Here is a 21,095-nt window from a genome sequence, read left to right as displayed (position 1 = left end):
GGCAACCAGATTCGCGAAACGAGCCGCCTACCACCGAGCCGAGATCATCCTGGCCTGCACCGTGCTTCACCTCAGGTGAAGATCCGCAGGACAGGCCCTAGGTCGTTTACGCCGCTGCGCATACCTTTGCCGCAACCTCGCCCCGAACAACGTCGACCAGTTCACGAGCCCGGTCCGCTCCGATCTCCAATTCGCGACGAAGGGCATCCGCCGAGATGGGCCGCCGATGCTGGGCCCAGTGCCGGGCGTCGGCTTGAGGCGCCCGGAGGAGATCATCATTCGAGCGACCGGCACCCGACTCACGCGGGTGTCAGTCAGTCGCGACTCGAAGCGGGCGCCTCAGGTGCCTCGGTCCGAGCAAGTGCTTGCAGGACTTGCGGTCCGACCTCAGCCCAGCCGATCAACAACATCGGACCCACGGCATCGAACGCCGCCCTACCGTAGTCACCAGGCAGGACACAGGCTCGGTACGTTCAGGGCCAGTGAGTCCGCGCTGACAAACAGGGTGAATCTGCGCAGCGGCCGGAGATCCACCACCGACGCGCCGTGTAGTGCCAGGTACCGCGTCGCCAAGAGCAGCCCAAGGATCGACAGGTCGACAGCTGGGGCGATCAGCGGGGCCACCCACACCGGCACTCCCAGCCGCAACGCGAGACTCAGAACGTTGCCGAACCCGAAGAGAAACGTCAGTCCCACGACCGCCGCGATGATCACCGTCACCGCCCTCGTCACGCCCCGCAGTACGCCTGTTTGCGAGCCATGGAAGGGCCCGAGAAGCCTGACGTGCGACGACAGGCTGACACCGAGCAGCAGGCGACGCTTCGAGTTCCTGCATCTGAAGTGCGGAAACGGCACTCGCCGACATCAGCCGACACCTCCGTCGGGGCCACCCGAGAACTCTTGATCAGCGGGTCCGGGGTTCGAGTCCCTGGCGGCGTACTCCGAAAAAGCAGGCAGAGATTCGTCTCTGCCTGCTTTTTCGCATTGTGCGAAGCGGTGGCCGGCCACCGAGGTGGCCGGCACGACCCTCGTCACCACTTGCCGGAGGTGACGATCGCCTTCATCTGCTCGAGGGTCAGCGGCGGCTGCGACGCGTAGATCCGGCCGCCCGGCGTGCCGATCGCGGCGCCTCCCGGGTCCTCCTGGTTGCTGACGCTGAGGAGGATCACCTTCCCGTCGGGCCGCACCAGGCACGCCATGTACGACACCGCGCCGGGAGCGTGCCGTCCCGTCCCAGTCACCAGCCGGGAGCCGTCGGGCAGCGTGCTGACATCACAGTCCTTCGTCCTGGAGAGGCGGCACCACTCGCCGGGCTCAGAATCACTGGAGTGGACCGTCAGGCCGAAGCCTCCGGTGACGCCCGCGGAGGTCAGGGTCCCGGAGATCAGCACGGTGTTGTCAGGGTTCCCCGGCTCTGCTGTCAGGACCACCGTCCCCGCTTGCTGGTTCTTCGACGGGTAAGTCCCCGGTTGCTGACCCTTCGACGGGGAGGACTTCGGCACGGCCGTCTTCGAGGTCGCCTCGAACGTCGCGGTGTCGCCGAGCACCGCTTTGAACCGGGCGATCAGCTCATCCGGCGTGGTGGGGAGCTGGCTGCGCGCCGTGGTCGTGGACGGTGCGGTGGCAGGAGGGCCGGCCGGTGTGCCGGAGCCGCCCGGCACCAGCCACACCGCACCCGCGAACAGGCCAGCCACCGCGACGACGGTGGCCGCGACGGGGACCAGGCGCGCTGTCCGCCGCGGCCGGACGATCGGGGCCACATCCGTGGCCGCGGCGTCGACGCGCCGCTCCAGCTCGGCGAAGGCGTCGTAGAGGGTGCGCAGGTCGCTCATGAGGTCTCCTGGAAGCTGGGGGCGGTGGTGGTGAGGTCGATGCGCAGGACGTTGAGTGCCCGATGGATCTGGCTGCGCACGGTCGGCTCCCGGCACCCCAGCTGTGTGGCGATCTCTCTGTCGGACAGGCCCGCGTAATAGCGCAGGACCACGGCCGCGCGCTGTTTTTTCGGCAGGCCCGCGAGGCGGCTGATCATCGCGTCCCGCTCGGCCCTCTCGTCGGCGCCGTCGGAGATCACCGTCGGCTCGACCTCCGCGCGTGGTGACGTGCGGGTCAGCATCCTGCGCCACGACAGGTACTCGTTGACGATCATCCGTCGCACGTAGGCGTTCGGCTCGTCCATTCCCGAGATCCGGTCCCAGCGCTCGAACGCCCGGCCCAGCACGTCGCTCACCAGGTCCTCGGCCAGCCAGGTCCGGCAGGTCAGGACCATGGCGAACCGCATCAGCGCGGGACGCTGCCTTGCCACGTACTCAGCGAACTCCACCGGCCACTCCCGATCGTCGATCTCGATTGCGCACCCCTAATGGAGAAGTGACCCCCAACGTTGCATCCGGTCTTCCAACGGTTGCCGGGACCCCTCCGGGTTTGCTGCCCCGCGCGGCCGTGAACCCCACCAGGTGAGCCGACGAAGGAGTCCCGATGACCAGCCATCGGCGTGACGACGTCGTGGCGTTGTGCGCGCCGCTGACCGATCCCGGTGACTTCGACGTGCTGCTGGACCGCGTCGCCGACGCGCGGGTGGTCATGATCGGCGAGGCCAGCCACGGCACCCACGAGTACTACCGGTGGCGTGCCGCTCTCACCCAGCGGCTCATCACCGGCAAGGGCTTCTCGTTCGTCGCGGTGGAAGGCGACTGGCCGGACTGCGCTCGGGTGGACCGGGCGGTGCGCTGCTTCCCCGCCGCACCCGAGGACCCGCGTGCGGCGCTGCTGGCGTTCGACCGGTGGCCGACCTGGATGTGGGCGAACGAGGAGGTCCTCGGCTTCTGCCGGTGGCTGCGCGCCCACAACGCCGGGCTCGACGACGATGCGCGGGTGGGCTTTCACGGCCTCGACGTGTACTCGCTGTGGGAGTCGTTGCGCGAGATCATGGTCCATCTGCGCGAGCACGACCCCGCCGAGGTGCCCACCGCCCTGGCCGCCTACCGCTGTTTCGAGCCGTACGGGGAAAGCGCGCGGGACTACGCGATGGCGACCCGTTTCGTCCCGGCCGGCTGCGAGAACGAGGTGGTCGACCTCCTGGTGCGCCTGCGTGAACAAGCCACGGCCGAGGGCGGCAGTTTCGGGGCGTGGCAGAACGCCGCGGTCGTGGCGGGAGCCGAGCGCTACTACCGGGCCATGACGACCGGCGGGCCCGAGTCGTGGAACGTCCGCGACCGGCACATGGACGAGACGCTGGACCGGCTGCTGTCCCACTACGGCCCCGGTTCCAAGGCGGTGGTCTGGGCGCACAACACGCACGTCGGCGATGTCCGCGCCACGGCCATGGCGGCCTCCGGCACGGTCACCATCGGCCAGCTCGCCCGTGAGCGTCACGGCGAGGACCAGGTGGTGCTGATCGGTCTGGGCAGCCACCGCGGCACTGTTGTCGCCGGCAGCGCGTGGGGTGCGCCGATGCGCGAGATGCCCGTGCCGGCGGCCCGGCCCGGCTCGCTGGAGGACGTGCTCCACGACGCCGCACCCGAGCAGGCGCTGATGGTCTTCCCCCGCGCCGACCGGCCCGGCCTGCTCACCACCGAACTCGACCACCGCGCCATCGGGGTCGTCTACGCGCCCGAGCACGAACGCACGCGCAACTACCTGCCGACCGTGCTCGGCGACCGCTACGACGCCTTCCTCTGGATCGACCAGACCCGTGCGCTCCACCCGCTGCACACACCGCAGATCGACACGCTCGAGCCGGAGACCTACCCCAGCGGCGTCTGAATCCAGCGGACAGCGGTTCGCCAGGCGTGGGAAGGGAATCCTGCCGGCGTGGTGGAGCGCTGGTATCGCAACGGGGTGATCTACTCGCTGGACGTGTGCCTGTTCCAGGACTCCGACGGCGACGGCGTCGGTGACCTGAGAGGACTCATGAGCCGCCTGGACTACCTGTCCCGGCTGGGGGTCGACACGGTGTGGCTCAACCCGTTCCACCCGTCGCCGCGCCGCGACGGCGGCTACGACGTCACCGACCACTACTCCGTCGACCCGAGGCTGGGCTCTCTCGGTGACTTCGCGGAGTTGCTCGACCACGCCGACGAGCGGGGCGTGCGCGTCATGATGGACCTGGTCGTGAACCACACCAGTGACGAGCACCCGTGGTTCCTGGCCGCACGGGCCGCGCGCGACTCACCGTTGCGGCACTGGTACGTCTGGTCGGACACCGAGCCGGCTGACCGGCGGGAGGGTTCCGTCTTCCCCGGTGTGGAGAACGAGACCTGGACCTACGACGACCAGGCGGAGGCGTGGTACCGGCACCGGTTCTACCGCTTCCAGCCCGACCTCAACACCGACCACCCCGAGGTGCGCGCGGAGATCCGCAGGATCGTCAGCTTCTGGGCCCGGCTCGGGGTGTCCGGGTTCCGGGTGGACGCGGCGCCGTTCCTGGTCTCGTCGCGGTCCGGACAGGACTTCAGCCTGCTGCGCGACATCCGGGAAACGGCGTCGTGGCAACGGCGGGACGCGGTCGTGCTGGCCGAGGCCAACGTCGAGGACCACGAGGTGCTGGAGTACTTCGGCCACAGCGACAACCGGGCGAGCCGGGCACTGATGCTGTTCAGCTTCCGGCTCAACCAGGCCGTGATGCTGGCGCTGGCGCGGTGCGACGCCGGTCCCATCGCGACGGTGCTGCGCGAGCTGCCGGACCTGCCGCGGAACGCGCAGTGGGCCACGTTCCTGCGCAACCACGACGAAGTCGACCTCGGCAGGCTGCACGAGAACGAGCGCGACGACGTGTTCGCCGCGTTCGGTCCCGACCCGGACATGCGGCTCTACGGGCGTGGCATCCGCAGACGGCTGGTGTCGATGCTCGACGGCGACCGCAGCCGGGTGGAGCTCGCGTACAGCCTGCAGCTCACCCTTCCCGGCACCCCGGTGCTGCGCTACGGCGACGAGATCGGCATGGGCGAGGACCTGACGCTGCCGGAACGGGAGGCGATCCGCACCCCGATGCAGTGGTCGGACGCGAAGAACGCCGGGTTCTCCAGAGCGGACTCGCTGATCAGACCGGTGATCAGCGCGGGACGCCACGGCTTCGCCGAGGTGAACGTGGCCCGCCAGCGCAGCGACCCGCACAGCCTGCTCACCTGGTTCGAACGCATCCTGCACACCCGCCGCGAGTGCGAGGAGATCGCCACCGGCGAGCACGAGGTGCTCGACATCGGCCCGCCCCACGTGCTGGTGCACGTGGCACGCGGGCCGCGCGGTGTCATGCTCTTCGCGCACAACCTGAGCCCCGAACCGTGCCAGGTGTCCGTTCCTCCTCTGGCCTCCGAGGAGGAGCCGCCGCAGAACGTCGTCGCGGACGGCGTCTACGACAACGACGTCGACCTGTTGTCGTTGCGGCTCAACGGGTATGGCTTCCGCTGGATCCGCCTGGCCGACATCCCGTGGTCGTGACGCCGGCTAGGGCCGGTGGCGCAGGATCGCTCCAACGCCCTGCAGCACCTCGATGTCGTCGCCGACGACCACGTTCGCGCCCGTCACGGCCGCCGCACGCGCCAACGCGTCGTCCGCGCGGTTGCGCTCCACCTCAGCCGGATCACCGGCACCCTGCCGGACGCTGGCCTCGTCGGCACCGACCTGGTCGGGCTGACCGCTCGTCCACACCAGCTGGTCCGCGAGCACGCCGGTGTTCACGACCAACGTGTCCACGTTGGCCTGCCGCAGCGCGTCCGTCACCCCGGCGAGGCCTTCGACCGCGAGCCCGTCGCGGCCGAGCTCGGCGCGGAACCGCTCGACGGCCTCGGCGTCGTGCTGCTGCTGACGCTGCGCGACCAGCGCTCGCACGGCTTTGTCGAACTCCTCGTCGTCGGTGCCCCCGGCCAGCCCCGCGCCTTCGACCTCCACGACCAGGTCGTCGTCGAGGCCGAGCTCGCCCCGCACCGCACTGCGCGCCTGCACCTCGCCGCCGAGCACGACGAGTTCCGCGTGCACCTCGCCTGCCAGGCGTTCCACCTCGTCGGCGACCTGTTTGACGTTGTGCTTGACGGTGTCCTCCACGCGCTGCTGCAGCCGCTTGTGCGCCCAGCCGCCGCCACCGGTCTTGTGCAGCGGGTGCTGCCTGCCGCGGACGGTCTCCACCAGCTCGACCCGCCCGTCGAACGAGTGCAGATCGGCGCCGGACGAGTCGGCGACCACGACGACGTGCGGCACCGGCGGCGGCAGGTAGGACGCGAGCGGCAGCAGGTCCGGCAGCGACGAGAACCGCGTGACGTCGGCGGGCGGCGGCACCGGCAGCGTCTGGTCCACCAGCACGCGGGACCCCGAGGCGATCAGCACGCGCCCGGCCTTGCCGGCCGGGGGATCGGCCGTGGCCACCGCCTCGTCCAGCGCGGACAGCGTCTCCTCCGGCGCGCCCTGGTCCGCGAGCTGGTCGCGCAGTCCCCGCCAGCGCAGTTCGGCGACCTTGGCCGCGTCCTCCGTGTCGTGCGACGCGTCGAGGTAGACCGACGCGAACGGGCCTGGAGCGGTGGCTATGTCCTGCAACTTCGACATGTCCATGCACCGGGTGTTACCCGCTGTGCCGCCATCTACACGACGCCGCCCAGCCGCAGGCGCTTGAGCGCGAGGGCGTTGACCGCGACGATGACGCTCGACCCGGACATCGACAGAGCGGCGATCTCAGGCCGCAGCATCAGCCCGAACGCGGGCTCGAACACTCCGGCCGCGATGGGCAGCGCGATGGTGTTGTAGCCGATCGCCCAGCCGAGGTTCTGCCGCATCTTGCGCAGCGTGCCGCGGCCGATGCGCAGCGCGATCGGGACGTCGAGCGGGTCGGAGCGCATCAGCACCACGTCGGCGGTCTCGATCGCCACGTCGGTCCCGGCTCCGATGGCGATGCCCAGATCGGCCTGGGCCAGCGCGGGCGCGTCGTTGACACCGTCGCCGACCATCGCGACCCTGCGGCCGCCTGCCTGGAGTTCCGCGACCTTCGCGGCCTTGTCACCGGGCAGCACCTCGGCGATCACGGTGTCGATGCCCAGCTGCCCCGCGATGCGTTCGGCCGTGGCCTGGTTGTCCCCGGTGAGCATCACGACCTCGACGCCGAGGTCGTGCAGCGCCTGCACCGCGGCGACCGACGTTTCCCTCGGCGCGTCGGCGATACCCATCACCCCGGCGGGCACGCCGTCGACGGCGGCGAGCACCGCCGTGCGACCGGTGGCGGCGAGCTCGTCGCGGCGGCTCGCCAACGGGCCGAGCTCCACGCCTTCCCGTTCGAACAGCCGCCGGTTGCCGACGACCACACGCCGGCCACCGACCTCCGCGATCGCGCCGTGTCCAGGGACGTTCTCGAACCGCGCCGCCCGCAGCCCGTCCAGGTCGCCTGCGCGGCGGACGATCGCCTCGGCGAGCGGGTGCTCGGACTCGCGTTCGACGGCGGCGACCAGGCGCAGCAGCTCGTCCTCGCCGAAGCCGTCGGTGATCACGTCGGTGACCTCCGGCTCGCCCTTGGTCAGGGTGCCGGTCTTGTCCATCACCACGACCTCGATGCGGGCGGAGGTCTCGAGTGCCATGGCGTTCTTGAACAACACGCCGCGTTTCGCGCCGAGGCCGGTGCCGACCATGATCGCGGTCGGGGTGGCGAGACCGAGCGCGTCGGGGCAGGTGATCACCACGACGGTGATGGCGAACAGCATCGCCGTCGCGAAGGAGGCGCCGGACAGCAGCCAGGCACCGAGCGTGAGACCTCCGCCGACGAGTGCCACGAGCACCAGCCAGAACGCCGCCCGGTCCGCGAGCCGCTGGCCAGGTGCCTTGGAGTTCTGGGCTTCCTGCACGAGTTTGACGATCTGCGCGAGCGCGGTGTCCGCTCCCACCTTGGTCGCGCGGACCCGCAGCGTGCTGTTCGCGTTGATGGTGGCACCGACGACGGCCGAACCGGGCGCCTTGTGCACGGGCAGACTCTCGCCGGTGACCATCGACTCGTCGACCTCGGAGTCGCCCTCCTCGACGACACCGTCCACCGCGATCTTCGCGCCCGGCCGCACGAGCAGCAGATCACCGACCGCCACCTCGGCGGTCGGCACCTCGACCGGTTCGCCGTGCCGCAGCACCAGAGCCTTGGGCGGTGCCAGGTCCAGCAGCGTGCGGATCGCGTCGTTGGCGCCGCCCCTCGCCCGCATCTCGAACCAGTGTCCCAAGAGGACGAACGCGGCCAGCACGGTCGCGGCCTCGTAGAAGACCTCTCCCCCGCCGGTCAGCGTGATCACGACGGAGTACAGCCAGCCCGCGCCGACCGCGACGGCCACCAGCACCATCATGTCGAGCGTCCTGGCCCGCAACGCCCGCCAGGCGCCGGCGAAGAAGATCCAGCACGAGTAGCCGATCACCGGCAGGCTCAGCAGCAACGACCACACGTCCGCGCGCATGCCGAACGGCGCCGGCAGGTGCAGCCCGAACACCTCGGTGCCGATCGGCGACCACAGCACGATCGGGATGGAGAACAGCAGCGCGACCAGGAACCGGTTGCGCATGTCGGTGGCCATCGACGCGTGGTCGTGACCGTGATGTGCCATCGCCCGGTGCGGTGAATGTCCGGTACGGGGTTCGGCCGCCGGGTCGCAGATGTGGTGCGGCACCGACTGCCCGGCGCAGTGGTAGCCGCAGTCGATCACCCACTGCCGCAGCTGGGCCACGGAGGTCACGTCCGGGTCGAAGTGCACGGTCGCGGTCTGCGCCGTGGGGTTGACCTCGACGTGGTGCACTCCCGGTTGCCTGCCGAGCTTGGCGTCGACAACGTTCTGCTCGGTGGCGTAGTGCAGACCGCTGACGTCCAGCACCACGGAGTTCATCGCTGCTCCTCGTAGCCGAGCACGGTCATCATCCCGGCTTCGGCGTGGTAGGCGTTGTGGCAGTGGACCATCCACTGGCCGGGGTTGTCCGCGTCGAACTCGCACGCCACCGTCTGCCCCGGCAGCACGATCGCGGTGTCCTTGCGCGGACCGTTCAGCTGGAACGTGTGGCCGTGCACGTGCATGGGGTGCCACATCATCGTGGTGTTGACGAACTCCAGGCGCACGCGCTGTCCACTCCGGACTCTCTGCAGGCCGTCCGAGCGGCCGTTGACGCCCCACTCGTAGCTCATCATTCCCCCGGTCAGTTCCAGCCGGTGCACCACGTCCGGCCGCCGCACCGGCAGCGGCGCCGTGGCCCTGAGCTCGTCGTATCCCACGACCTTGCCGCGCAGTTCGCCCGGCCGCACCTCCGGCCCCGGCGACGCGCCCGTGCCGGTGCGCACGACGGCCATGCCCGCGCCGTTCTTGCCCTCCGCGACGGCCACGAGCGGAAAGGCGCCGTCGGCGAGTGTGACCAGCACGTCGTAGCGCTCGCCCATGCCGATGACCAGGGCGTCGGTGTCCACCGGGACGACGGGGAAGCCGTCGGTGTGCGTAACCGTCAGGCGGTGTCCGCCCAACGCCACGCGGTAGGCGGTGTCCGCGCCGGCGTTGACGAGCCGGATCCGGACGCGTTGCCCAGGTTTCGCCGCGAACGTGACGGGTGCGGAGGCGATCCGGCCGTTGATCAGGTGGCGCGGATGGGCGACGTCGCCGCCGAGCGCCGCCGCGCCGTGCATCAGGTGACCGCTGCGCTGCCGCAAGCTCGCGAGCACCTGGTCCGGGTCGGTGCCGGTGCCGTCGAGCCAGTCGTCCAGCACGACCACCCACTCGGCGTCGTACGCACCCGGTTCGGCCGGATCCTCGACGATCAGCGGGGCGTGCAGGCCGCGGTCGAGCTGGGTGCCGGTGTGCGGGTGGAACCAGTACGTGCCCGGAGCCGGGGCGACGAACCGGTAGGTGAAGTCCTCTCCCGGCCTGATCGCGGCCTGGGTCACCGGGGGCACGCCGTCCATGTCGTTGCGCAGCGCCAGGCCGTGCCAGTGCACCGACGTGTCCGCGGGCAGCCGGTTCACCACCCTCGCCTCGACCAGGTCGCCTGCGCCGACGCGAAGCTCCTTGCCGGGGAGCACTCCGTCGTAGGTCCAGGTGCGCACCACCGGGCCACCCAGGTCGACCTGGCCTTCCGTCGCGGTCACCGTGACCGCGCGCGTGCGGCCGGTGCGACCACGGGCCACCTCGGTGCGGTTGACCACCGGATCGGTCGGCAGGATCAACGGGTTCCCGGTGGCGGAACACCCGGCGATCCCGAGAACGGTCGCGCCCAGGAAGGCCCGGCGGCTGAAGGGGCTCATGCGGTCGCCTTCCGGAACAGCGGGCAGGCCAGCACCAGGAGACCGAACAGCATCGTCTGGAAGGGCACTCCGGCGAAGGCGAAGCCGACGACCAGGATCGCCAGGGCGATCGCGTACGGGCCCGGGTTCCGGCGTTTCACGGCGCCCTCCTCGTCCTCGGTCGCCTCCAGCATGGCCCTCCCGGCACCCGGCCATCAGGGCAGCTCGGAGCCAACGCGGAATCCGAAGGTCCCGATCCTGAACGGGACTAGGTCCCTGGCAAAACCTACTATGGATCTTAGGAGGGTTCAGCGCCGCCACAGTGCTCGTCGCGCGCTTGTGCCGGTCAGCGTGACGCGAGGGTCAGAGACTCAGGTGATCGCTGGAGCCGGGTTCGCCCCGGCTCCAGCCACGACATCAGTGGTGGTCGTGGTGACCTTCGTGCGCGTGGGCCTCGTGCCCGCCGTGGTACTGGTGCACCACCGCGTGACCCTTGCCCCGCGAGATCAGCCAGCGATTGACCGGCACGGTCAGGACGAACGCCACGACCAGGGCGAACGCGAGGCTCACCCAGAACAGCCAGTTCGCCAGCCCGGCCTCCATCGCGCCGGGCACGACGAGCATGACCCCGTTGTCGACGATCTCCATCACGGTGATGGACAACGTGTCCGCCGCGAAGGCGACGCCGATCGCGGCCTTCAGGGCCACGCCCGACTTGAGCACCGGGCGGATGGTCAGCGAGTACCCGAAGAAGAACGCGAGCACGACGGACAGCACGACCGTGGCGAGGTTCGACCACCCCAGCGCGGTACCGATGACCATGCCGAGGACCTCGCCGATCGCGCAGCCCGTGAGGCAGTGCAGCGTGGCGGAGATGGCCTGCCTGGTCAGGCTCGCGGGTGCGGCGCCGTGGTTCATGACTTCCTCCTTCAGTTCGCGTCGAACCATACCCATAGGGGGTATGAGTATCAACCCCGGCGTTGAACCGACCGCGGTGCGCCACCCGTACGACACTGTGATGGGATCTACTAGGTACGGTAGTAGCATGGTCGGCGGCACACAGCGCACAGTCACGCGGTGGCTGCTGCTGTGCGTGCTGTTCCTGGGCGTCGTCGGGATGCATCACGTCGCCACCGACGGCGACATGCGTTCCGGCCACCACATGGGTCCCGTCACCGCACACCAGCAGCACTTGCCCGAGGAGCCCGCACCCTCCTCTCCTGGGCACGACGTGCTGCACATGTGTGTCGCGGTGCTCTGCGCGGTCGCGTCCCTGGTCCTGCTGGCGTGGTTGCTGGCGCGCCCCGCTCCCGAGAGCGCAGGCAGGACTCTCAGTTCGTCGGCGTGGCCTCGCGCACCTGATCACCCACCGCCCGTCGGAGGCCGTGCCCTGCTCAGCTCCGCCTGCGTGTTGAGGCTGTGATCCACCCGGTTCGCCGCGATCACAGTCCACAAAGCACAGACAAGGAGCACGCAGCATGAGGAAGTCGTTGATCGGGATCGCCGCCGCCGGGGCCGCGGTTGTCGCACTCGTCGCCGGGTGCGGCGGGAACGACACGGCCGGCATGGACCACAGCTCGTCGTCCACCGCTCCCGCGGCCACGGGCAGCGGTCAGGCCGCCGGCCACAACGCCGACGACGTGACGTTCGCGCAGGGCATGGTGCCGCATCACCAGCAGGCGCTGGACATGGCGAAGCTCGTGCCGTCGCGCAGCACCAACGCGAAGGTGCTCGACCTCGCCAAGCGGATCGAGGGCGCGCAGGACCCCGAGATCCAGAAGATGAACGGGTGGCTCAAGGAGTGGGGCGCTTCCACCTCGATGCCCGGCATGGACCACGGCTCGATGCCGGGCATGGCGGGCATGATGAGCGCCGAGGACATGAAGATGCTCGAGCAGGCCAAGGGCGCCCCGTTCGACAAGATGTGGCTCGAGATGATGATCAAGCACCACGAGGGCGCGGTCGAGATGGCGAAGACCGAGGTGCAGAAGGGCGGCAACGCCGACGCCAAGAAGCTGGCCCAGGACATCGTCGACGCCCAGCAGAAGGAGATCACCGAGATGCGGGAGCTGCTGAAGGCGGTCTGATCCGGTGAGCGCGAGGCGGGCGGTCGCGACCGTCCGCCTCGCGTACCCTTGGCCTGCCGGAAGGGTGTGCGATGCGCGGACTGGGTGAGCTCGAAGCAGCGGTGATGGACGTGCTGTGGCACGCAGGTGAGCCGCTGCGGGTGCGTCAGGTGCTCGAACGCCTGGACACCGGCAAAGCCCTCGCCTACACCACCGTGATGACGGTGATGGACAACCTGCACCGCAAGAACTGGCTCACCCGCGAGCTCGACGGCAAGGCCTACCTGTACGCCGCGACGGTGAGCCGTGCCGAAGCGGCGGCGAACGCGGTGCGCGAGATCCTCAGCGCCTCCGGCGACCCGCAGGCCGCCCTCCTGCACTTCGCCAGGACGGCCTCCGAGGAGGAGTCCGACCTGCTGCGCAAGGGATTGCGCAGGAAGGCTCCGAAGAAATGACCGTGGCGCTCGCGCTGCTCCTGGGGTCCGCCCTGGTCGGCTGGCTGGCCCCGCGCCGGCTCGTCCGGCTCGCGGATCCGGTGGTGGCGCTGGTCGCGTGGCTCGCCTCCGTCGTCGCCGTGGTCGTCACGGTTGCGGCCGCGATGGTCCTGCTGGTTCTGCCCGACCACGGCTTCGGCGTCGTGGCGGCGGCCCACCACTGCTGGGACTCCCTGCGGCACGGCACTGCTCCGGCGGTCGAAGCGGTCAGCGGCGTGATCGGCGCCACCGCGCTGGCCGCCCTGCTCGTCCGCGTCACCGTCGTCGGCCGCCGCACCGCGCGTCGGCGCGCGCTGGAGGGCCGGCGTCACCTGGACGTCCTGCGGATCGCGGCCCGCCGTGAAGCGGGCCCTCACCCGACGCTCTGGCTGGAGCACGACCGCCCGCTGGCGTTCAGCCTCGCGGGCAGGCCCGGCGTCGTCGTGGCCACGGACGGCCTGCACCGCCACCTGACCCCGGCGCAGGTCGAGGCCGTGCTGACGCACGAACGGGCCCACCTCGCGGGGCGCCACCACCTGCTGGTGACCATCGGCGACGTCGTCGCGGCCACCCTGCCGTTCCTGCCGCTGTTCAAGCGGGCGGCGATCGCGGTCAGGGAGTTCGTCGAGCTGGCCGCGGACACCGCCGCCGTGCGCGCTCACGGCGTGGAGAACGTGCGGATCGCGCTGCTGCGAGTGGCCGGGCACGGCGCACCGGGAGCGGCCCTGGCGATGAGCAGGGACGCGGTGGAGACGAGGCTCGCCCGGCTGCGGCAGCGGCGGAGCACCCCGAGCACGGTGCGGCGGCTGCTGTCGTGCGGCCTCGCGGGTGCGGCGGCGCTGGTTCTGCCCGCGATCGCGGGTGCGGGCGCGTTGACGGCCCTGATGCTGCTGGTCTGCCCGGCCGGTTAGAGGCCAGTACAGATACCCTGTATGGGTATTCGCGCACCTGATCACTACGTTCGATAGTAGATCTCACCGATCGTGCATCACGTCACACCCGACCTCTGGTAAACCCCTACCCCCCTGGGGTATGTTGAAGCCAAGCGCCCACCGTTCCCCCGGTCAGCTCCGACCGCCGCGCGGTGGAGAAGATCGACAGGAGCGAGACGTGCACGGCTACACCGACAACAAGGACGCCCACCTGCGCCGTCTGAAGAGGATCGAGGGCCAGGTCCGCGGACTGCAGCGGATGATCGAGAACGACGACTACTGCATCGACGTCCTCACCCAGATCTCCGCCGCCACTCGCGCGTTGCAGGCGGTCTCACTGGGACTGCTCGACGAGCACCTCAAGCACTGTGTCAGCCAGGCCATCACCGACGGCGGCGCGGCAGCCGACGAGAAGATCGCGGAAGCCAGCAACGCCATCGCCCGCCTGGTCCGCTCCTGATTTTTCGCGTCCCCACCACACGAGGAGAACGACCCATGGCCGAGTCCACCTTCACCGTCAAGGGCATGACCTGCGGGCACTGCGTCAGCTCGGTGACCGAGGAGGTCAGCCAGATCAGCGGTGTGCGGCAGGTCGACGTCGACCTCCCCACCGGCAAGGTCACGATCACCAGCGACGAGCCCGTCGCCGAGGACGCGGTGCGCGCCGCCGTCTCCGAGGCCGGCTACGAGCTGGCCGGCTGAGACCGCGCGAGGGGGAAAGATCATGAAGACCGGTCACAAGGTCGCCGCCTACGGCCTCGCGCTGGCGATCGTCTTCGGCGGGGCCTGGGCGGCCGGCGCCGCGATCGGCCCGTCCGGCGGCGCGACCGCGACTCCGGACGCGGCCGTCGCGAACAACCACGGCGGGCACGAGGCCGAACCGGCGAAGGTCCCACCGGGACTGTCCGTTTCGGAGAACGGCTACACGCTGCAGCTGCACGACAACGAGTCGCTGGGCTTCCACATCAGCGGGCCGGACGGCAAGCCCGTCACGAAGTTCGCCGTGGAGCACGAGAAGCGGCTGCACCTGATCGTCGTCCGGCGGGACGGGTCGAACTTCCGCCACGTGCACCCGGAGATGACGCCGGACGGCATGTGGTCGGTGCCGCTCACGCTCACCGAAGCGGGCAGCTACCGGGTGTTCGCCGACTTCAAGCCGGAGGACGGTCCGAAGACGACGCTCGGCGCCGACCTCCAGGTCGCGGGCGACTACCGGCCGCGCACCCACGCCGACAGCCGCACGTTCACCGTCGACGGCTACGAGGTAACCCTCGACGGTGAGCTCACCGTCGGTAGCGCGTCGACCGTCACCGTCGCCATCAGCAAGGACGGCAAGCCGGTGACGGACCTGCAGAACTACCTGGGCGCGAAGGGACATCTGGTCGCGCTGCGCGCGGCCGACCTGGCGTACCTGCACGTGCATCCCGAGGACGGTGACCAGGTGAAGTTCGCCGTCGAGGTGCCGACCGGCGGCCGCTACCGGTTGTTCCTGGACTTCCAGCACGAGGGGAAGGTCCGCACCGCGGAGTTCACCCTCTCCACGGCGGGCACCGCGACCCCGGCCCCGGCCGCACCGCCGACCCACGAGGAAGGAGAAGGTCATGGCCACTGAAACCATCGAGATCTCGATCGGCGGCATGACCTGCGCCTCGTGTGCCGCGCGGATCGAACGCAAGCTCAACAAGCTCGAAGGCGTCGAGGCGTCGGTGAACTACGCGACGGAGAAGGCGCGGGTCACGTTCCCCGGCGACCTGTCGCCCGCCGACCTCGTCAAGGTGGTCGAGGACACCGGCTACACCGCCGAACTGCCCGCACCGCCCGTCGAGCACGCCGTCCAGGTCGAGGAGGATCCGACGCGATCGCTGCGGCAGCGGCTGATCACCTCGGTGGTGCTGTCCGTGCCGGTGATCGCGCTGGCGATGGTTCCCGCGCTGCAGTTCACCTACTGGCAGTGGCTCTCGCTCGCGCTCGCCGGACCGGTCGTGGTGTGGGGCGCGTGGCCGTTCCACAAGGCGGCGTGGACGAACCTGCGGCACGGCGCGGCCACCATGGACACGCTGATCTCCGTCGGTGTCGGCGCGGCGTTCCTGTGGTCGCTGTATGCGCTCTTCCTGGGCACCGCGGGCACACCGGGCATGACGCACGGCTTCTCGCTCACGATCGAGCGGATGTCCGGCGCCGGCAACATCTACCTCGAGGTCGCCGCGGGCGTCACGACGTTCATCCTGGCAGGCCGCTACTTCGAGGCGCGGTCCAAGCGGCGCGCCGGTGCCGCCCTGAAGGCGCTGCTCGAACTCGGCGCGAAGGACGTCGCGGTGCTGCGCGACGGCCGCGAGTTCCGCATTTCGACGAGTGATCTGCGCGTCGGGGACAGGTTCGTGGTGCGGCCCGGCGAGAAGATCGCCACCGACGGCGTGATCGAGGAGGGCAGCTCGGCCGTCGACGCCGGCATGCTCACCGGCGAGTCGGTGCCCGTCGAGGTCGGCGTGGGTGACGCGGTCGTGGGTGCGACGGTCAACGCGGGCGGACGCCTGGTCGTGCGGGCCACGCGAGTCGGCGCCGACACGCAGCTCGCCCAGATGGCCAAGCTGGTCGAGGAGGCGCAGAGCGGCAAGGCCGAGGTGCAGCGCCTGGCCGACCGGGTGTCGGCGGTGTTCGTGCCGATCGTGATCGCGCTGGCCGTCGGCACGCTGGGCTTCTGGCTCGGCACCGGCAACGGCGTGGGCGCGGCCTTCACGGCCGCCGTGGCGGTGCTGATCATCGCCTGCCCCTGCGCGCTGGGCCTGGCCACGCCGACCGCGCTGCTCGTCGGCACCGGTCGCGGCGCGCAGCTGGGCATCCTGATCAAGGGTCCGGAGGTGCTGGAGTCGACCCGTCGCGTCGACACCGTTGTGCTGGACAAGACCGGAACCGTGACCACGGGCCAGATGAGCCTCATCAGCGTCCACACCGCCGAGGGTGAGAACGAGCAGGAGGTGCTGCGCCTGGCCGGTGCGCTGGAACACGCTTCGGAGCACCCCATCGCGAAGGCCATCGCCAAGGCCGCGGGTGACGTCCCTGCCGTCGAGGAGTTCCAGAACCTGGAGGGACTGGGCGTTCAGGGCGTCGTCGGGGAGCACGCGGTGCTCGTCGGCCGCGAACGGTTGCTCGCCGAGTGGAGCGTCCGCCTCGACTCCGGTCTCGCCGAGGCCAAGAAGGCGGCCGAGGACCAGGGGCGCACGGCCGTGATCGTCGCGTGGGACGGCAAGGCCCGCGGTGTCCTGGTCGTCGCGGACACCGTGAAGCCCACGTCGGTCGAGGCGATCCAGGGGTTGCGCGCGCTGGGCCTGCGCCCGGTGCTGCTGACCGGTGACAACGAGGCAGCGGCTCGCACGGTGGCCCGCGAGGTCGGCATCGACGAGGTCATCGCCGAGGTGCTGCCCGCGGACAAGGTCGACGTCGTGAAGCGCCTGCAGGACGAGGGCCGGGTCGTGGCGATGGTCGGCGACGGCGTGAACGACGCCGCGGCACTCGCCCAGGCCGATCTGGGTCTCGCGATGGGCACCGGCACGGACGTCGCGATCGAGGCCAGCGACCTCACGCTGGTGCGCGGCGACCTGCGGGCCGCCGTGGACGCCATCCGGTTGTCGCGCCGCACGCTGGCGACGATCAAGGGCAACCTGTTCTGGGCGTTCGCCTACAACGTCGCCGCGCTGCCCTTGGCCGCGCTCGGCCTGCTCAACCCGATGATCGCGGGCGCCGCGATGGCGTTCTCGTCGGTGTTCGTGGTGAGCAACAGCCTGCGACTGCGCGGGTTCCGCAGCGTCAGCGGCTGACCGCGGCGGTGATGGGCGAAGCGGGTCGAGATTCCTCTCGACCCGCTTCGGCGCGCCTAGGCCTTCAGGCGATAAGCGCGAAGAACCGTCTGGTCGACGGTGTTCCCGTCGGCGTCCCGAGCGGTCACGCGCAACGACACGAAGCCGCCCGCCTTCCCGCCCGCGGGAACGACACCGGAGACCGGCACCCAGGTGGCACCGTCGTCGAACGACGCGTAGGCGCGAAGCTCGCTCACCACGGCCTTGCCCGCTCCCGCCTGCCGTGCCGCGGTGAACTTGGCCGGCATCGGCACGCCCGCCTTCCAGCTGTTGCGCAGGTCGAGCGGCAGCGCGTAGTTCACCTCCAGCAACGGCAGCTTGCCGTCGGCCGGTGACGTGAACTCCCACGTGGTGCGCACGTCGTTCGACAGTGCGACGAAGTCACGCGTCGCGTGCAGGTCCAGCGTGAAGCGGCCGTCCCGCTTCGGTGCGTAGAACCTGCTGTCGTAGAGGAAATCCGTTCCCAGCGAGACGCCGTCGCGCTTGAGCTCCATGGTGAGGCTGCTGTTGCGCACCCTGCCCTCCACCGCCGTGGCGGTGCCGAACGGGGAGACGTTCGCCTGGATGTGCGGGAACTCGCGGGAGACGCCACCGCCGTGCGGCCACGGCGCTTCCGCCCTGCCGAGCCTCGGCGCGGCGACACCGCGCAGGGCCGAGCGCTCGTACCGGCGGCCCGCCTCGAACTTCTCGACGCGCAGGTTCGCCCACGAATGCGTCAGCGGGTCGACCTCGAAGCCGCTGAACCGGCCGACGGCGCCCTCGTTGTACCAGCTGCCGGGCGAGAAGTGCTCGACGCGGGTGACCGGTGATCCGAGCGGCTCCTCGATGAAGAGGTCGGGGTTCACCACGCCGTCGACGACCGGGTAGTTCCGCGTCGTCACGACGCTGTCCGCGCCCGCGGTGTGGTAGCGCGCCTTCACCTCGGCGAGCGCGGAACGCTTGACGGGGTAGGTCTTTCCGGCCGGCACCGCGCCCTTCTCGCCCTGGTGCACGGTGTACGACACGGGTGACGTCGGCTGCGCGCGCAACGTCAGCTTCGCGGGCACCTGCGCCGCGAGGTGTTCGGCCACCATGATCACCGGCAGTTCGGTGGGCTCCCAGAACACCATCGGCTCCGGACCTGCCCACAGCACGCCTGCCGCTCCAGCCTCCTTCAGCTGCCTCGCGACGATGAACGCCTGCTCGTCGGCGGGCCGCACCAGCACCAGCTTGCCGCGCACGTCGGCACTTCCGCGTTCCACGACGTCGTAGGTGTGATCGCCCTGCGGCAGCTCGGGGCTGTCGGCGAAGTAGTTCACCGGAATCCCGCCGACGACCGAGATCCTCGGCTGCGCGGCGACGGCGACGGTGTCGTAGGCGAGCTCAGGCAGCGGCTCGCCGAACGACATGCCGTAGACCGGCACCCGTCCGTCGATCCTGGACCAGACGGAGTCGCGGAAGGCCGGGTTCACCGGCACCTTGATCGTGGTGAGCCGGTACAGCGGAGTCACGCGGTCGTCGTCCACGTCGAACGCGATCTGCTTCGCCTGCCGCAGATCGAGGTGCACCGAGACGTCCGACTTCGTCGACACCTTGCCCGCCACGTCGGTCACCGACTTCGGCGCGTACCACGTGCGGCTCTGCGTGCCCTCCGCGAACCGCGCCAGCACCGCGTAGTCGCCGACCGGCAGCCGCGTGCTCAGCGAGCCGTCCTGGCCGAGCTCGAGCACCGACGAGTTCTTCGTGGCCAGGTCGACCAGCACCACCCAGCCGTTGCCGACGGGCTGACCGTCACGTCCGGTGACGCGCAACGAGAACCCGTGCCGCTCCGGCTCCACCGCGCCGCCGACCGACGTGGTCAGCTCGACACCCGCGGCGCTCGCCCGCAGGCGTCCGGAGAACGTGCCGAGGCCCTTGCCCGGATCCAGCACGACGTCGACGGGGGCCGAGCCGTGGGCGGGCACGACAACCGACGATGCCACGGTGAAGCGATCACCCAGATCGTGCTGCAGCACAAGGGAAACCGACTGGTCGCCGTCGTTGCGGTAGGTGACCGTCTTCGTGACGGGCCCGGTGTGCGGCCACATCACGAGTCCGAACGACAGGCTGCCCGCCTCCGCCCACACCTGCTGGGTCACCGCGCGGCCCACGTTCAGCAGGCCTGTGCCACCCTCGTCGGGCGAGTAGGTGAACGCGAGCGGCTTCACCGTCGACATCAGCCGCGCCTTCAGCTCCGCCGGCGTGATGGAGGGGTTGCGCTGCACCAGGATCGCGGCGGCACCCGCCACGTGCGGAGTCGCCATCGAGGTGCCGGACAGCCGCGCGTGCAGGTCGTCGACGGCCGCGTCCGGGAGCGTGCCGGCCGCTCGTGCCGCCACGATCTCCTCGCCCGGTGCCGCGATGTCCGGCTTCATCGCGAGGTCGCCGAAGCGCGGGCCGCGGGACGAGGACTCGTGGATCTCGCCCTGTTTGGTCGAGTTCGCGACCGCCAGCGCGGCGTCGGCCGCCGCGGGGGTGCTGACCTTCTGGATGCCGCCGTAGTTGCCCGCCGCGATCACGAACAGCGCGCCCGTCTCGGCGGTGAGCTGGTTCACCTTGAGCGACAACGGATCCGTGCCGTCGCTCTGCAGACCGCCGAGGCTCATGTTGACGACCTTGGCGCGGACCTCGCGCGTCGCCCACTCCATGCCCGCGATGATCGCGCTCTCGGTGCAGCCCTCGCTCTCGCACACCCGGCCGACCGCGAGCTTCGCGCCCTTGGCCACGCCTCGGTACTTCTCACCGCGTCCGGCGATCGTGGACGCGACGTGCGTGCCGTGGCCGACGTTGTCCTGGATGCCCTGCCCCGAGAAGTCCTTCGCGACCGCGACGACGTCCTTCAGTTCGGGATGCTGCTGGTCGTAGCCGCTGTCGAGCACCGCGACCGTGACGCCGGTGCCGTCGAACCCGGCCTGCCACGCGGCGGGCGCGCCGACCATCGGCACGCTCTGGTCCAGCGAGACGCGCGCTTTGCCGTCGAGCCACAGCTTTCCGGCGCTGCGCGCGGTGGTGCGGCGCTGGTTCCACTGCTGCGCCGCGTCTTTCTTCTGCACGGCACCCGCCGTGCGGAAACCGCTGTTGAGCAACGGAATCCGGTCGGTCTTGTCGTCGGTGTAGCCGTACGAGTGCAACGCGGTCACGTCGAAGAACCGCTTGTCGATGCGATCCTGTGCCACAGCGCCAACAGCGTCCGCGGGCACCACGTACTGGTGTCCGTTCTGGACGTACTGGGCGAACGTCATTCCCGGCCGGCCCTCGACCCGGAGCAGCTCGCCCTTCTCGTTCACCACGACCTCGTCACCGCTGATCAGCGTGATGACCTTGCTCGGTTCGGCCCCGGCCCCGGCAGTTCCCGGTTCCGCCTGTGCGGTCGCCAGAGGGCTGAGCAGCCCGGCGGCCAGCACGGCGACCGTCACACAGCGTGCTGTGCGCACGTGTCCTCCCAGTGTGATGAGACGGTGTCAACCGCTCACTCCCCCAAACCGGAACGACGCCGGACAGGTTGCATTTGATCAAGGGTCAATGTCCGAAACTGGACAAAGCCC

General features: G+C 70.2%; 19 protein-coding genes. 10 read left to right on the top strand and 9 right to left on the bottom strand.

Annotation, left to right across the window (positions count from 1 at the left end; translation table 11 throughout):
• Nucleotides 1-444: 444 nt before the first annotated feature.
• The 3 genes from IEZ09_RS46290 to IEZ09_RS09545 form a co-directional block, all read right to left on the bottom strand.
• The gene (locus IEZ09_RS46290; RefSeq protein WP_229812390.1) at nt 445-720 is read right to left on the bottom strand and encodes a DUF2637 domain-containing protein; all 276 of its coding nucleotides are present in this window, start codon (nt 718-720) and stop codon (nt 445-447) included.
• A gap of 311 nt (nt 721-1,031) precedes the next feature.
• Nucleotides 1,032-1,832, bottom strand: a complete 801-nt coding sequence (locus IEZ09_RS09550) for a hypothetical protein (protein WP_189253228.1) — start codon at nt 1,830-1,832, stop codon at nt 1,032-1,034.
• Nucleotides 1,829-2,320, bottom strand: coding sequence for a SigE family RNA polymerase sigma factor (locus IEZ09_RS09545; RefSeq protein ID WP_189253227.1), 492 nt, complete (start codon nt 2,318-2,320; stop codon nt 1,829-1,831). The genes IEZ09_RS09550 and IEZ09_RS09545 overlap by 4 nt, the downstream gene beginning before the upstream one ends.
• A 155-nt stretch (nt 2,321-2,475) precedes the next feature.
• Between IEZ09_RS09545 and IEZ09_RS09540 the strand changes: the two genes are divergently transcribed.
• Nucleotides 2,476-3,762, top strand: a complete 1,287-nt coding sequence (locus IEZ09_RS09540) for an erythromycin esterase family protein (protein WP_189253226.1) — start codon at nt 2,476-2,478, stop codon at nt 3,760-3,762.
• Between the two features lie 48 nt (nt 3,763-3,810).
• On the top strand, nt 3,811-5,436 hold the full coding sequence (locus IEZ09_RS09535) for an alpha-amylase family protein (protein ID WP_189253225.1): 1,626 nt from the start codon (nt 3,811-3,813) through the stop codon (nt 5,434-5,436).
• Nucleotides 5,437-5,442: 6 nt separating this feature from the next.
• Here IEZ09_RS09535 and IEZ09_RS09530 read toward each other — a convergent pair whose 3' ends face one another.
• From IEZ09_RS09530 to IEZ09_RS09510, 5 genes are all read right to left on the bottom strand, one after another.
• Nucleotides 5,443-6,534 carry an Rv2629 family ribosome hibernation factor gene (locus IEZ09_RS09530; protein ID WP_189253224.1) on the bottom strand — a complete coding sequence of 364 codons (1,092 nt, stop codon included), beginning with the start codon at nt 6,532-6,534 and terminating at the stop codon, nt 5,443-5,445.
• Between the two features lie 35 nt (nt 6,535-6,569).
• Nucleotides 6,570-8,831, bottom strand: coding sequence for a heavy metal translocating P-type ATPase (locus tag IEZ09_RS09525; protein WP_189253223.1), 2,262 nt, complete (start codon nt 8,829-8,831; stop codon nt 6,570-6,572).
• Nucleotides 8,828-10,228 (bottom strand): multicopper oxidase family protein, encoded by a 1,401-nt coding sequence (locus IEZ09_RS09520; RefSeq protein WP_189253222.1) that lies wholly within the window; start codon nt 10,226-10,228, stop codon nt 8,828-8,830. Before IEZ09_RS09520 ends, IEZ09_RS09525 begins: the two co-directional genes overlap by 4 nt.
• Nucleotides 10,225-10,401 carry a hypothetical protein gene (locus IEZ09_RS09515; RefSeq protein ID WP_189253221.1) on the bottom strand — a complete coding sequence of 59 codons (177 nt, stop codon included), beginning with the start codon at nt 10,399-10,401 and terminating at the stop codon, nt 10,225-10,227. Before IEZ09_RS09515 ends, IEZ09_RS09520 begins: the two co-directional genes overlap by 4 nt.
• A gap of 223 nt (nt 10,402-10,624) precedes the next feature.
• Nucleotides 10,625-11,125: a DUF4396 domain-containing protein gene (locus IEZ09_RS09510; protein ID WP_189253220.1), complete on the bottom strand. Its 501-nt coding sequence runs from the start codon at nt 11,123-11,125 to the stop codon at nt 10,625-10,627.
• 127 nt (nt 11,126-11,252) lie between these two features.
• On the opposite strand from IEZ09_RS09510, the gene IEZ09_RS09505 reads away from it, so the two are divergent.
• From IEZ09_RS09505 to IEZ09_RS09470, 8 genes are all read left to right on the top strand, one after another.
• The gene (locus IEZ09_RS09505; protein WP_189253219.1) at nt 11,253-11,630 is read left to right on the top strand and encodes a hypothetical protein; all 378 of its coding nucleotides are present in this window, start codon (nt 11,253-11,255) and stop codon (nt 11,628-11,630) included.
• Between the two features lie 55 nt (nt 11,631-11,685).
• The gene (locus IEZ09_RS09500; protein WP_189253218.1) at nt 11,686-12,294 is read left to right on the top strand and encodes a DUF305 domain-containing protein; all 609 of its coding nucleotides are present in this window, start codon (nt 11,686-11,688) and stop codon (nt 12,292-12,294) included.
• A gap of 71 nt (nt 12,295-12,365) precedes the next feature.
• Complete coding sequence (locus IEZ09_RS09495; protein WP_189253217.1) at nt 12,366-12,728, top strand: BlaI/MecI/CopY family transcriptional regulator; 363 nt, start codon at nt 12,366-12,368, stop codon at nt 12,726-12,728.
• Nucleotides 12,725-13,657: a M56 family metallopeptidase gene (locus IEZ09_RS09490; RefSeq protein ID WP_189253216.1), complete on the top strand. Its 933-nt coding sequence runs from the start codon at nt 12,725-12,727 to the stop codon at nt 13,655-13,657. Before IEZ09_RS09495 ends, IEZ09_RS09490 begins: the two co-directional genes overlap by 4 nt.
• Before the next feature lie 199 nt (nt 13,658-13,856).
• Nucleotides 13,857-14,138: a metal-sensitive transcriptional regulator gene (locus IEZ09_RS09485; protein ID WP_030469931.1), complete on the top strand. Its 282-nt coding sequence runs from the start codon at nt 13,857-13,859 to the stop codon at nt 14,136-14,138.
• Between the two features lie 35 nt (nt 14,139-14,173).
• Nucleotides 14,174-14,380: a heavy-metal-associated domain-containing protein gene (locus IEZ09_RS09480; protein ID WP_189253214.1), complete on the top strand. Its 207-nt coding sequence runs from the start codon at nt 14,174-14,176 to the stop codon at nt 14,378-14,380.
• 22 nt (nt 14,381-14,402) lie between these two features.
• Nucleotides 14,403-15,290: a DUF8832 domain-containing protein gene (locus IEZ09_RS09475; protein ID WP_189253213.1), complete on the top strand. Its 888-nt coding sequence runs from the start codon at nt 14,403-14,405 to the stop codon at nt 15,288-15,290.
• Nucleotides 15,280-17,493 (top strand): heavy metal translocating P-type ATPase, encoded by a 2,214-nt coding sequence (locus tag IEZ09_RS09470; protein ID WP_189253212.1) that lies wholly within the window; start codon nt 15,280-15,282, stop codon nt 17,491-17,493. Before IEZ09_RS09475 ends, IEZ09_RS09470 begins: the two co-directional genes overlap by 11 nt.
• A 56-nt stretch (nt 17,494-17,549) precedes the next feature.
• Here the strand turns inward: IEZ09_RS09470 and IEZ09_RS09465 are convergent, their stop codons facing one another.
• Nucleotides 17,550-20,984, bottom strand: coding sequence for a S8 family serine peptidase (locus IEZ09_RS09465; RefSeq protein ID WP_189253211.1), 3,435 nt, complete (start codon nt 20,982-20,984; stop codon nt 17,550-17,552).
• Between the last annotated feature and the right edge of the window lie 111 nt (nt 20,985-21,095).

Source organism: Lentzea flava (assembly GCF_014648475.1).
Taxonomy (GTDB): domain Bacteria; phylum Actinomycetota; class Actinomycetes; order Mycobacteriales; family Pseudonocardiaceae; genus Lentzea; species Lentzea flava.
Note: the sequence above shows the minus strand (reverse complement) of the source record. Positions and strands in the feature narration are given on the sequence as shown.